This window comes from Trinickia acidisoli, assembly GCF_017315725.1.
Taxonomy (GTDB): domain Bacteria; phylum Pseudomonadota; class Gammaproteobacteria; order Burkholderiales; family Burkholderiaceae; genus Trinickia; species Trinickia acidisoli.
On record NZ_JAFLRG010000002.1, the window covers coordinates 189103 to 202722 of the forward strand.

9 protein-coding genes and 1 pseudogene are annotated in these 13620 nt (G+C 57.7%); all 10 read right to left on the minus strand.

All coding sequences use genetic code 11. The features are described 5' to 3' along the window. Nucleotides 1–3: 3 nt before the first annotated feature. The 10 genes and pseudogenes from J3485_RS19450 to J3485_RS19495 all read right to left on the minus strand — a co-directional run bounded on the left by J3485_RS19450 (nt 4) and on the right by J3485_RS19495 (nt 12438). Complete coding sequence (locus J3485_RS19450) at nt 4–1122, minus strand: type II secretion system F family protein (RefSeq protein ID WP_206955991.1); 1119 nt, start codon at nt 1120–1122, stop codon at nt 4–6. 59 nt (nt 1123–1181) lie between these two features. After that, a complete protein-coding gene (locus tag J3485_RS19455; protein WP_206955992.1) occupies nt 1182–3152 on the minus strand; it encodes an ATPase, T2SS/T4P/T4SS family in 1971 nt (656 codons plus the stop codon). A 6-nt stretch (nt 3153–3158) separates the two neighbouring features. Further along, on the minus strand, nt 3159–3866 hold the full coding sequence (locus tag J3485_RS19460) for a hypothetical protein (protein ID WP_206955993.1): 708 nt from the start codon (nt 3864–3866) through the stop codon (nt 3159–3161). Continuing rightward, nucleotides 3839–5230, minus strand: coding sequence for a type IV pilus inner membrane component PilO (locus tag J3485_RS19465; RefSeq protein WP_206955994.1), 1392 nt, complete (start codon nt 5228–5230; stop codon nt 3839–3841). The genes J3485_RS19460 and J3485_RS19465 overlap by 28 nt, the downstream gene beginning before the upstream one ends. Before the next feature lie 2 nt (nt 5231–5232). Continuing rightward, entirely contained in the window at nt 5233–7008 is a 1776-nt protein-coding gene (locus tag J3485_RS19470; protein ID WP_206955995.1) for a hypothetical protein, read from the minus strand. A gap of 12 nt (nt 7009–7020) precedes the next feature. After that, nucleotides 7021–7503: a toxin co-regulated pilus biosynthesis Q family protein gene (locus J3485_RS19475; protein WP_206955996.1), complete on the minus strand. Its 483-nt coding sequence runs from the start codon at nt 7501–7503 to the stop codon at nt 7021–7023. Beyond that, nucleotides 7500–7766, minus strand: a complete 267-nt coding sequence (locus tag J3485_RS19480; protein ID WP_206955997.1) for a hypothetical protein — start codon at nt 7764–7766, stop codon at nt 7500–7502. The genes J3485_RS19475 and J3485_RS19480 overlap by 4 nt, the downstream gene beginning before the upstream one ends. Nucleotides 7767–8121: 355 nt before the next feature. Further along, nucleotides 8122–8613 (minus strand): lytic transglycosylase domain-containing protein, encoded by a 492-nt coding sequence (locus J3485_RS19485; RefSeq protein ID WP_309477056.1) that lies wholly within the window; start codon nt 8611–8613, stop codon nt 8122–8124. Between the two features lie 134 nt (nt 8614–8747). Then, nucleotides 8748–9956 carry a hypothetical protein gene (locus J3485_RS19490; protein ID WP_206955998.1) on the minus strand — a complete coding sequence of 403 codons (1209 nt, stop codon included), beginning with the start codon at nt 9954–9956 and terminating at the stop codon, nt 8748–8750. Between the two features lie 1160 nt (nt 9957–11116). Next, nucleotides 11117–12438: pseudogene (locus J3485_RS19495) on the minus strand (ISL3 family transposase). Between the last annotated feature and the right edge of the window lie 1182 nt (nt 12439–13620).

Genomic DNA, 13620 nt, shown 5'->3' on the forward strand with positions numbered 1-13620 from the left:
TCCTTAGCGTGAGTACGCGTTGAGGGTAACTGCGTTTTGAAATTCAAAAGAAAGGTAATAGAACCCGGCCGAGATCCCGAACACGATGCTCACCATGATGACGCGAGAGATAAATTGAATGCGTTGCGCACGACGTTCCATTTCCTTCGGGCTGCGTTTCAGGATCGTCTTTCCCACTTGATCCAGCATGTCCGCCATGTCCGCATATTGGGCAATGTCGATCATGCGATATTCCATTTGCTTGCTGACCATGCCGGTCGCGAAGTTCTCGCCCTTGCCATCGGAGTTCTCTTCCATGTTGACGAGGATGCGTTCGATATGCCAACGCACCCATGGGGTTGCGTCCGCATGCATTCGCTGTAACGCTTGTGGAATCGGCAGAGCGGAGTTGTTGATGTTCTGCGTGATCGTGGCGAGCGAGGTCAGGAATTGCGCGGCACGGAACTCGCGATATAGCTGAAAATAAAGAACATGGCGGTCGAGCCAAGGCCGCAGGCGGCCGATGTAGTTAGGCACGGCCCAAAGTGACACTCCGACGAAGGCGATGATCGAAGCAAACCACAGCGGCCAGAAAGTCCGCACGCTGTAGCTGAGCGTATGCATGAACGATGCAACGGGCCCGATGTCCATGATCGACAAGTTATGCGGAAGACCCGATTCGATCTTGGGAATGATCGAGAACGAGTAGAAGCCGACATAGAATTGCAACACCACGAAAACAAGTATGGTGGATGAAAATACCGTCACCATCGCCTCCTTGGTTTGGTCCAGGCCAGCGATAACCTCGGACAGTGCAAAAAGGCCTGTCTTCAGTTCACCAGCCCTTTCCGAAATAGCGATGGGACCGATGTCGTCATCAGGAACCGTCCCGCGCACCGCTTCGGAAAACGATCCTTCTTCGCGAAATGCGTTGAGCCAGTGCGCGGAGAGTTTGCCGATAGGCTCCTTGGGATAGCGTTCCGCGTACCGGCTCAGAAAGGTTGTGATCCGCGTGCCGGGTTCGGCCTCCATGTTCTCTGCAAGGTCGTTGTAGAAGGTCGCGCGCTCCGACCGGAACGCCCGTTTGGCCCAATAAAGTGGGTCGGTGAACGGGGCCATGACGATGGATATCAGATTGGACATAAACACTTTCTCGCGTCAATGAGGCAATGAATCAATGAACGGTCTCACGGCCTACTTCGCTATGCGGCGGGTTCGCGCAGCTCCTGCGCAGCGCTGTTCTTGGTGCGCACCGGAGCCAAGAATCGTTCGGATCGCGTTCCCAATTGCTTGATTTGATGCTCGTAGGCGTCGATGGATTGGAAGCGTCGCTCAACCTCGGAGAAACAGAGCTCGCCGGCGGCGACGTTGAGCATCGCGATTTCCATTGGCGTTTTGCCGTCCGTATTCTCGTTGTCGAAATCCGCGGCGCGCATCGAACGATAGAGGCGGTAAAGCCCGATGTTGTCAGCTCTGCGAATTGCTTCGAGCATGTCGTAGGTCGGCTCGACCATTTGTGCGACGAGCTGCCGGCCTCGCAAGCCGTTGAGGTCCGGTACGCCTTCGCGCGCGCAGTGCTGACAGCCAAGCGGGTTTCGCACACGCAGGTGTTTGACGTCGATGTGGAAAAGGCGCTCGATGCGGCGCAGGATGGCGGAAGACGCTACACGGTTGGCTTTTTGTGCGAGCCGCATTACCACGGCATCGTGCCGGCCGTGCGACGCAAGAATGTTATCGAGAAGCTTCATTGTTTCGATCGCCGTGGGATCGAGCGCGCATTTCGGGCAGTTCTTGGGTACCAGCGCTTGATAGACGAGCAGCTTCAAAAATTCCGGCAGCGAAATGAGCTCACGTGTTAGCCCAAATTCTTCCGATACGAGACGTTCGGGGATCATGAGGGCGTTCGGGGCGTGGATCGTTGCGATGACACGCTGCCCAGAGAGAACGGAGTCGCGAAAGGCACTAGCGGTGTCGCGGTCGCGCAGCTCTCCGATCCACGTCACGTCCGGGTCCATCCGCTTATTCATGAGCTTGAACGACGTGAACGTATCCGAGCCCGTGTCGTCGCCGAGCCGGCGCGATGTCGAGTGTTGGTTGGCGCCCGGATGACGAAGCGGATTTTCTACCGGATCTTCGGCGGAGTTGACTTCCACATCGTCCGGCAACATGCTCAGGAGGGTATGAGCCGTCTTGCTCTTGCCCGAGTTCACGACGCCGGACAAAAGAATCGCGCCGCCCGCGGAATATAAATTCCGTTCCCACATAGACACTTGATGCGAGGTGAAGCCTGCACCGCCCTTGCAGCGGCCAAGCGACGTAAACGCCTCCTCATCGTCGAGCCGTTGCATCCGCAGAACGATTTTCAGGCCACCATGCACGGGCAATTGCCCCCAGCGAAACGCGAGCCGCATCCCGGCAATCGTTTCCTCGATTTGACATTCGAGGGGCAAAGACAAACTGAAGTAGTTGGATGTATTCGAATTGCCGTGAAAGCTGTACATATAGCCCATCACGTTGACGAGCTGCGATGTAAGCACACGGAAGCGCCGCGGACGTGCCACGCTGCCGTCCATGCGGAAGCTAATCTGCGAGTATTCCGCGTCGGTCCTGAGCCGGATGTGGAAGTCCGACGCACCATGTTCGATGCCGAACATGACGAAGTTGGCGAAGTGATTCCACAATGCACTGTCGCGCTCCGCTTCATTCGCCTTGACGCCCTGTGTATCGCGCGAGCGAAGCGCCAGTTCGGAAAGCACGTTCTGGGTGGCGATGTAGACGCACGGAGAGGCTGGCTGGAATTCGCGGCTGAGCGCCTGGATGACGACTTCCGTCATATCCGATCTCAGTGCCTTCGGGATGACGACGACGGCGAACGTGCGCTTGCCATCCTGCATTTCGCTCGCGAGCTGAATCGGGCAGAGTTCTTGTCTGTGCTCTTCCAGCACAAAGTCTTTCTGGATTGTGCGCGTGAACTTGGGCAGATCGCTAACCGCAACTACTTCGCTTTGAGCGACCTGGATGCCGCCGAAGATTTCGTTTTCGCGTGCGTCCGCGGAACGAACGACGACTGAATCAAAGCGCTTTTGCGGCAACAGCGCATGCACGGCGCTTTCATGGTGTGAGCTCGGAGCCCTGCGGCCCAAGTGCTTGAGCCGTTCTATTAGCGAGGCCATGAAGGGTTACCTCCGAGGAAAACTGAGCGCGGTTGGCGGCTGAGCGAATTGCGTTTGCTCGATCTTCAGTTCTGTGGGATCAGCTTGCACATCGGCCTCACCGGCGAACGGCACAGTGTGGACACGCCCTCGTGCATCGGCGTATGCCAACTCATGCGTCGAGATGTCCCTGACGGTGTATCGGCCATGTGGCGTGACGAAATGCTTGCCTTTGTAGACCGCTTCAACAAGACCATCGATTGCCAGCAATCCGTGATAATTGTTGTCGCCGCCGTCGATATGCATGCCGTAGACGGCATAGAAACATGCGGTGTCGATGTCATTGCAAGAATCGTTGGCTCGATGCGGTTTCTTTGGCGAGTAATCGGTTCCCTGAGCGCCCGGCGCCTGTAGTTGCCCTGGTAACGGCGGAAGGGCGGTCTGCCCCGACTTGCCGCTCTCGCTGTTCAGCTTGGCGAGTTGCGCCTTGAACGCTTCCCGTTCGGCGAGATCTTCCCAATCACCGAGCGTTGGTCGACCATTCGGCATGGACAATTCCGCAGGTGCCGTGGTCGATTCCGGCACGGTAAGCGGTGATGCAGCTTGTGTGGGTGAGGCCGTACCAGTCTGGGCAATCGTCGTAGCGGCATACGCGACGGGCGAGATACCTAGCAGGATCAGCACGGCGGTCACGAAGGGGCGAGTGTTCACGGTGCGTCTCTCCTTGTAGGGCATGCAACAATTGCGTTACGTGTGATGACTTCGCCGGTTACGTCTGCAGTGAACGGGGTTTCGTTCGCATTGGGCGATTGGCTGATGGTGACTGCAGCGCTCGTGATCGTCGTGTATGGCGGGAATTGCGATAACAACTCGACATAGTGGAGCGGTGTAGTGATATGCCAGCCTGCCCGCGACCATGTCGGCACTCCGCACACCGCTCCGGCACCACCCGGTATGGTCAACAATGGCGCCGGCGATCCGATGCGGGCATTCCTGCCCGTTCCGGCCGATGCTGCTAGAGCGTCAGCCTGCTGAAGCTGTGAGATGAAATGCACGTCGCGATCCGTCGCATCGCCTGATACGTTCAGCAGCGCGCGTAATGGTGTCGGACGCAATAGATTCGGCTGAAGCGAAACCTGCATTGAATCGCGATTCACGTTGTAGAACGAAGCGTTCCGCCAGTCGGTCGGAATTTCACGCATGAAGGTTTCATTCGTTGCAAAAGCGCGTTCGGTACGTTTATAAGTCAAGACGCACTGTGCTCTCCCGTCCCACGGAACATACGATGTCGTCGGCCCCGACTGCTTATTGTGGAAGGAGCATTCAGCATTTTGGAGTGTCCAGCCGCCGTAAATTGGCGAGAGCGAGCGAACCCATGCGTACCAGTTTGCATAATCGTTTGCTGGGACAACCGGGTCGTTCTCGTGTGCGGCAAGCAGCCGCCGATATTGTTGCGTCGGGTCGACGGGTTGTTGCGCTTGTGAGCCCTTATGGAAGGTATGCCACCACCACGGCCCGAGCACGGCGCCGATGACGCAAAATACGGCGCCGTAGATGAGTGCCTTATACAGGGGTGTTCGATTTGGCGTCTTGAGCAAGCACGAAGGGTCGGCGAGCGTAGCCAGTTCATCGAGTGTGAACGGCGTGGTTCGTTCGATGAACGGAAGGTCGGTATCGCCAACAAACGCAAAACCTTCATCGCCGCACAGATTGCCGAACTGGTCGTAGTATTGCCGAACCTCGTCGGTGGTGAGCCCGCCATGGTCGAATCCGCGGCGCGGCCTACCACCGGTGATGCCGACCATCGCAAAGCTGTTGTCCGCTGTCTTCAGTACGAGAAGGGCATTGGCCGGTAGCCCGGGCAGGCGCCTGAATGCGACGGCTGCAGCATAGAGATGCGTCCCGTTACTCGGGGTACGTCCATCGTTTGCAGGGGGCATGAAGCCGGCAAACGCACTCTTTCCGTCGTGCCACATCAGTGGCGCTTTTGCGGTCAGCGCATACTGAGTCGCGAGCGAAGCGGGCGATCCGCTTTTGACAAGCAAGCGCCACTCGAGCCCGAAAACCAGCTTTTTGCCGTTCTTCTCCAGGATCTTCACGATCAGATACCCCGGTTGTCGTCACCTTGGCCGGCACCCATGTCGCGGATCGACGCGCTAATGACAAACAGCGTAGTTGTGCGTGCGTCGGATGCGTTGACGGAACCTCCAGCAATAATCGGAACCTCGTAGCCAAGCGCATTGCGTGCGTACTGCATCAATGCATGGTCATGAGCTGCGAGCACGATAATGCCGCCGTTGCGTACGATGCCGTCGGTTGACGCACCATACTTGTTCTTGTTGACTTCCTGAACAGACTGTTGATTGGCCCCAGAACCCGACGTGAAAGTTTGAATCGGACCATTCAACGCTGAGTTGTCCATCGAAACGGTAATCGCGATGTTGTTGTCGTCAGTCACATCGCCATAAATGAGGAACTTAAGGCCGACGGAGTCCATCGACGTCGTGATACCCGGCGTACCGCCCGTGCCGCCGACGGTCGATGCCGCGGGGGTCGTCTCAGAAACGTAGGAAAACTGATTAACGTTGTCGTAGTAGCCGCTATGACGGTTCTGGACTTGCATCGGGATGTCGTCGGTACTGACCGTGTCGCCGATTTGCGAGAGCGCGTTGACGACCGCTTGCGTTCCGCTGAACTGGCCAGACGTGATGTTCAGGCCGAGCGAGCCGGCGGCACTCGTGGTGAGTGTCAACGGCGACGTCGTGCTCAGCGCGAAGCCCGGTATGTTGTGCAATGCCTTCGTCAGCAGTGCTTGCCAATCGACGCCGAGCTGCCCAGCGTTGTTGCGCGTAATCTGCACGACGCGAATATGAAACGAAATGAGTTTGGACAGGATCGCGCGATGGAATTTGATGATGGCTGCCGCGCGGTCAACGGCATCTTTCGTATCGGTGAGCGTGATCGTGCCGTCGGCGACGTTGCCGGACACCGATCCTGAGCGCGTCATCACGGTCTGCACGTCATTGAGGATCGAAGTCATTTCGTTGATGTTCGAAGCTTCGGCCTTATTCCCGTTCTTGTCGGCTGAATTGCTCAGGGCATTGGGGTTGTTCGATTGCGCGGTACTCGACTCGAATTGCGTGTTGTAAGCCATGTTGGCCGGCTTGACGGGTATCGACCACGTTTGCGTCACCATCCGATAAATGCGAATGACACCTTTCTTGGCGTCGTACGACCAGTTCACGCCCAGACGGCTTGCGATCAAGTCGAGTGACTGAGAAAGGGGCATTTCGTCACGTTGAACATCTACGTCTTCGGGGGTGTCGATCGAGGGTGCGGCCGAATAATCCGCTCCCACGGCGCTTGTAAGAGAAGGCAGGGGGCCTGCCGCGATGCGGCCTGCACTCGTCATCGCGGCGGACGGGATAGCGTTTGGCGAGCCGCCTGACTTGTTATCGTCATCGAGCTTTTGCGCGCGCGGCAAGAGGGCCGCTTGCGGCAGGTAGACGTCGGGCGAAATCACGACGGGAATGCCTGTTGCAAGCGTAATCTGCTCTGCCGCAACGGCGAGCCGAACGTGCTTGTTGGGAAACATGAGCGCGGTTTTGACATTCGCGCGCAGTGCCAACGGAAGATTGGCCACCTGCGAGAGCGCGACGCTTTTGCCTGCCAGATAGGGGTAATTGACGAACGCGCTACGACGCCGCGCATCGCGCGCGTTGTCGGTTTCCTGCGTCACTTGGCTCGCCAGTTGTTGAGCTATGTCGAGCTGCTGATTGGCGTAGGTTTTCGTACCCTTCGAGATCGATGGGTCGATACAACCCGAGAGCAACAGCGTCGCGAGAGCAGGGATGAGTGCAAGACGAAGCGCGTTCATGATCGGCCTTATTTAGCTGTTATCAGGATTGCAGACGACGCTCACGGGAACGATCCGCACAACGTTGTTGGTGTAAAAGCATGGGTGGATTGGCAAATCGGTGCCATTCGTCGAATTAGTAACGGCGAACACGGCATCGGTAAACTTACCCGAGAACGTGTACTGGCCGATCACGGGGATGTCCTGAGGGACGTCCCACACTAACGTCCAGTCTGCCAACTTCGCCCATCGGTCGAACAGTTTTTGGAACGTGCTGTCGGTCAATTCGACTTGCCAGACGGATTTGGTGTCCGAACTCGGCTCGGCAGATTCGGCCGCAGGCGCGCTGGCGGTCGAAGGCACATAAGCCGGCTCGGCCGTGGGTGCAGACACGGGCGTCGGGGCAACTGCGGATGCCTCAGAGGGGTACGCTGGGGTGAGTTGTCCGTCTTCGATGACGAGTTCGGCCCGGCAAGCGAGCGGCACCAGCAAAAGTGCGAAAAGTAGCTTCCTCATTGCATCCCTTTAAGTTTTGGTTGACGTTCGATGGAGGAGACGATTTGCATCACCGGTTTGGATTGGCGATACAGCTCGGCCGAAGAGGGCGCGCGCGAACCAATCGCAATGTCTTGAAGCGCGTGGGATGGCAATGAGGCAATCTCAATCTGCTGAAACCCGAGCGGCGTTTGCAATACCATGCCGAGGTCGAGGGTGAACCATCCACGCCTAGGCAGGGCCGCCTTGGGTGTGGGTATCCGTATGCTGTGTTCGGTCCACATCTCACTTACCTTTCGCGATCAAGGCTGCGTTGTATGGCGGCCAGTTGCTGACGCGATTCCCGTTCGGACTCGCACCTCTTGCCTCGTTCTTGCTCATCGCTTTGAGCAAGCAAGCGGTGTTTCAGCGATTCTTTACGTATCGGGCGATTGAATCATCGAAACATCGCCGGTTACAGTAAGAGTGATTGAGGTAGGCGTACATCTGACCCACAGATGGCGGGAGCCCCCACGGTGCCGCATCCGACAAAACCCTCATGTGCTGAATTGTCGTGGTTGTGGGGCTGACGCCAGAGCGCCGCTTGCTATCGGTATTGAATCGGTGGGATGGAGGGGTCGCTTTCGCGCCGCGGCTGCGCTATCTGAGTAGGCGTGACGGCGAGCTCTGAATGCCTAACAGCGTGCGGTAGATCGATCTGGCGTAGGCTTCTCGTTTTGCTGGCGTTGCTGCATTAAAAGCACCGACGGCATTCCAATTCAGCCCGAGTTGGGCAATATTGCTTGCCAAAATCCAATTTCCGACATAGGCGTTGATGCACGCGTTGAACAGATCTCTTTCCTTGATGCCGTAGCGGCTCAATCGCAGAAGCCAGGACGAATTGATCTGCATCAGGCCGATGTCGCGAGTGCCGTTTTTGTTGCGGCCAACTGCATCCGCTCGCATGCCTGATTCGTATGTTGCGATCGCGCGCGCGAGGGTGGGCGGGATGCCCCAATAGTTGGCGGCGTCATCAAGGCAATCTGCATGGCTGGTCAGCGGAGAGCATGCAAGGAGTCCGCTGCATAGGGCCAGTGCCATCGCTCTTGTGGGGCGTTTGGCCATGCTTCGAAGGTTTGCCGAATAACTCATGAAACGCCACTTTAGTGTTACGAATAGCATGAGCAAGGATGGACGCAGTGAACGTACATCTGCCTCACACATGGTTTTCATGAATGACGGGAAATTGCGGCTTCTGGACCATACCGTTTCGCGGTATGCCTTAGCTATCGTGCCCGTTGGCGGCTGTCCGTGCGAGCCGGATCGGCCCGTCGCGGGGCAGGGTTTTTTGCCCGCTGATTCGATGTGAACTTGCTTTCAGCATGGTCCAATACGCGCGACGAGGTAAGAGGATTGGTCAACGCGACTGTCGTAGCGGAGACGCCAGCCGAGCGGGCCGCACTTACAATCGTTGACACACCTGCCGAACTGTTTATCGTCAAAAGGCCCAAAGCAGAGAGCGCGCCTACAGACATCGGCAGTCCACCGAAAACAAATTCGATTGCCTTATGCCGGGTCATTCCTTTGGACTGTTCGTCCCGGAAAGATTTTGCGAAATTCTTCCTGTAGCTGTGCGCGAAATCGGCGATCGTTCGCATCGTTCGAACAGCAGCGGGCTGGTCAAGTCGCTGCCGATTGGCGACGGCTTGCCTGGAGTCAAAGGTCATCGTGCCATTCGCATCGACGGCGACACCAAACAAGGGGGCATGGGTGCGTTTGTCCATTAGATCGCGTAGACAGAACGCTAGTGGAGCAAACGCTGTCCCTACGACGGTCATCAGCGGCGAACCCAAGAAACTGAGCCACGCGGGCACGGACTGGACGAACCCCAGGAGAAGCTTCAGCGCGACGGTGAAAGCAACCGATGCCGTCGTGCCAGGCGCCTGCGCGACTAGTTCCCGCCCCCAGGCACCTTTCATGGTTTTGGGCCGGGCCACCAGCGTGAAACGGCAGCGCGAGGTACCGTCGGGCCGGATGGACCGGCTCATCTGTGTGCCGATGCCTGCGCCTGCACAAAGCGCATGCACCCCGTATTTCCAGAAGAACCCTAATGCGATGAGCCCGGGAATGACGATCGCCATTGCCGGGGGGAATATCAGACCGGCAATGACAGAGCCAACCCATAACAGGATGCCAGCGGCGCCATACGATGCAGAACAGGCGCGCAGGAAATTGAGATAGGTATGCCCGAAGTCCGCCCGTGAAGCTTTACGGCAGTACTGCCTGATCTTTTCTGAAGAATCCAAGCCTTGGGCTGCACACCATGCGGCTAGCTCATCAACGACGGCATCGTATTGACCGTACAGCGATTCCTGCTTATCCGGAGGCACCTTGTAGGCGCGAGCCAGTACGTCGGGCGTGCCCAGCGCAGATCGAATGGCGGCCTTGAGGTCGTCATCCTTTGCCGTCGGAACTTTCTGAAGTCGGTCACGCACCGCGTTACCCGTTGAGGGCCATGAGAACAGGCCTGATATCCATCAATATGTCGTGCCGCTACATCAAGACCACACGCGAGCGCCGACGTGAACCGATCCGGAATCAGCGAACCGCTTTAGTTCGCTTTTATCTCTGAGCATCAGCGCTCAGTGCCGGAGCGGAACATTGACTTTAATTACGGATACCGCAGAAGCCAACCATGTATAAGCGATACGCTTAGCTGAGTTTCGAATAAGGATTGGCGAGCCTCAAAAGATGAGTTTTCAATATCCAGGCCGCTTTTTATAAAGATGAATTCGACGCTATGGCGAGCGGATGTTGTGTAGCCGAACAGCGCATCAACATGCCTGTCCGATGCTCGCGCCCGGCAAGAGCGAGCCGCCACGGGGCGAAAGTGGGGCTATGTGCGCGACGAGCGCTTGGCGGGATCGACGTAGCCCGCTGTGCTCTGGATGGCCTTCACTGCGGATCGCAAAGGCGAACATTTGCGGCGGCACCTTGAACCCGTCGCGGGCATCCTGCGCGCCGACAGGTTTGCTGGATACGAATTTCCATCAATTTATCGAGCAAGCCATCTATTTTTCCGAATCGAAATCACAGTCCGTGTTTTCTATTTATTTGCGTTGCCCATTATAAAAAATCGAAGTTCGGAAACCCGTAACCGGTTGCGATGTCGCTTTGTGCGGGCTCCTGCTTCAGTAGGGTCCCCTCATCGGCATGCCCCTGTCGCGCTAGCCGGCTTGTGTGGAGAAGGAGGGCACGAGTCGATTTGTACTGAGGTAGGGGCGGGACTCGGCTGCCTTGGGGATTTGAGGGTATGTCGATGCTGCGGTAACTTCTACCTGGTCGCCTTGCCGCTCAACCAGCATCGCAGCTGTGGATCGAACCGATTCTGGGTTACTAGATGGGCTCACAGCACTGACGGCTTGAGTTGCCCGAAGATCAGCCAACATTGCAGTGGGCGTTGGCGGGTCGGGTGGAGTAGCCGATCGTGAAGCCTGAACAGCGGGACCCGACCCGCTCATATCATTTGGTACCGCGTTGGTACGAGCGACTATGTCGTCACGCATAGCAACTGGGGCGGATGCCTCCGCCGAAAGATAGCATCGAGCCCACGGTCCCTGGTGGCTCTATGCCGTTTTCCGTGGAAATTGACGGCTCAACAAACATGACGGTAGCGGCCGTAGTCTCGAGCAATGGCGGGCACCAAGGGGTTGCTCGGTAGATGCGTGAGCTTGGACATGCGCAGATAGGCGATCGAGATGAAGTTCTCGATGTTTCGAAACCCTCGAGCGGTCCTCTTGGTCTGCTGAAGCAGGCCGTTCATTGCCTCGAACGTAGGCGTTGCTACGTCCGTCGAGCATGCCGCGTACTACGCCGCCCAAGTGTGCTTTCAAGGTGCTCGCCAGACGCTTGAAGGGCTCCAAGCGAGAGCGTTTGGCCCACCCCATCCACTTAGTCAGCGCCGCCAGGGCGTTGTCCTCGCAATTGCTGGCGAGCGCTTCGCGATAGACCAGCCGCAGCGCCTGCTTCAGGCGCCAAGCCCGCGCTTTTCAAGTTCGAGCGTTGCAGCCAATGCATCGCCTCGGACTGTGCCTGACTCCACTGCACCGGGTTCTTGCGCATGCCCCACAGCAATTGTCTGAGCGTGTGTTTGCCGGCCGTGCCCAGCGTTTGGCGAATCGCCTCGGACGAGCTGCGCATCTCTTCGCGGCGTACCTCGTCCATCGCGGCATTGGCCAGCGCGACGACATGGAAACGGTCGTAACTAATCTGGGCGTTCGGCAACGACTGCGCAATGCCCTTGGCGTAGGCCGCGCTCATGTCGATGCAGGCATGCTCGAGCCGTTCGGGATCACCGCCGTGAGCGCGCAGATCGTCTGCAAACTCCTTCAACGTCCCGTGGTCGCGGCCCGGGCACGCGAACAGCAGCCGCTTGGCCTGCAAGTCATGCACGACGGTGATGTACTCGTGCCCCCGCTTCACGCTGGTTTCGTCCACGCCGACATGGCGAACGCCGCTCATATCGTCTTTGGTGCGCGCGGCCTGCACGTAGTGACGAATCCGCCGCCACAAGCGCTTGGATGCCACGCGCAGATGGTTGGCCGCCAGACTCACCGGAAGCTCCCGGCACAGCGACAGACCCAGCGCCTCGAATAACAAGGTAAAGCCACTGCCTTCACGCGCCCACGGCACTGCCATCTGCGTCGTCTTCCCGCAGCCGCCGCACTGAATGCGAGGCACATCGGCGTGCAACCACGCCTCGAACTGGAAAAAGTCCAGATGTCGCCAACTGCGACGTACGCGGTCGTGGATCAGTTGATGCTCGGCCCCGCAGTCCGGACAGGCCGCCCGCTTGCCCGCGTGCTCCACCTCGAAGTCGATGCGCCGCTTGGCCGTGTCCAGTTCCACCTTGGCAACGTGCCACGGTGGCTGCAAGCCGAGCGCGGTCGTGAACAGCGCTTCGATCTGGTTACTCATCATGTCTGGGTACTCGAGCAGAAAAGCGGTATTGAACCACCGATCGTCATGTTTGTTGAGCCGTCAATTTCCACGGGAAACGGCATAGAGCCTCAACGTATCGGGCGTGGCTCAGGACGTGCGGTTTTCGCGTTTCACTGAAAATGGTTGAAGTCATGCTGGACAAGCGACTCCGTTTTTGAGGGTAACGCCCAATTGAACCACGTCTGATCTGTTCGGGCAGATTTGGTACGTTTTCCAGGATCAAGTATTGTGATGTAGAACTTTCCGCTACTTACGGGGGAAGCAATGAATGATTTCGGTTTGGGATATGGATGGTCATTTCCAGGATGGCCATTACCGGCAGTTTCCGTTGATGGGGGGCGGCAGCGCTGCGGCCGGTGCGGGTCCGGCAGGGCTTGGCGGTGATGCGAGTGTAGTGTTGGGCGGAACGGCCAGTGGAATGCCGGGTGCGGCCAGTTCTCAGGTCGGGTTAGGTTTAGGTGTCAGGGCCGGTATGTCAGCGTTAGATGGTGGAGCCTGTCGTGCCCCTGTTCCGGCGGGGGTACATCGGTAATAAAGTGTCCCGCCTTGAAAAGGCGGGACACGCGCAACAAAGCATCTGCCCGTAGCTGTGCTGCCACGAGGAAATGAGGGAAGCGCTGGTGATCTTTGGGATGGTGGCGCTTATCTACTGGGCTTTCGGCATGGATTCAAAATCCGCGTTTTGCATTATGCAGACGAGTGGAAGCAGTCCACGTCCGACTGCGGAATGGGTGTTTTTGACTCGACGAAAGTTACGGTCGGGTGCCGCTACGGCGTCAGGTTTGCCCGGGCTCGAGTGGGCTGAGCTTGAGCGGTGTATCCAGTGATCGTGGAACTGGGCGGTCATTAATTCCGTGGTAGTTCGTCCTGCCTGTTCGTTCAGCATATCGGTGCGGGCGAAGCGGCGATGGTTGAAGACAAACTGCAGCAGACCAAGCCGGGACCGCCTGCCGTTCAGGTGACGTCGGTTAGTCAGGCAGGCGCGAGCGAGTTGAGGTGTTCGACCAGCGAGCTACTGCGTGGTGTGTCTCGTAGTGCCTGGGATACGCCGGTGTAGACATTGGAAACCTGCGACCCATGCGGGCAAGCAGGTGAGCCCATCCTTGCTGCTTTGTTCGGAAGGGGGAATGCCCATTTTGTTGCGGACGCAACTATAAA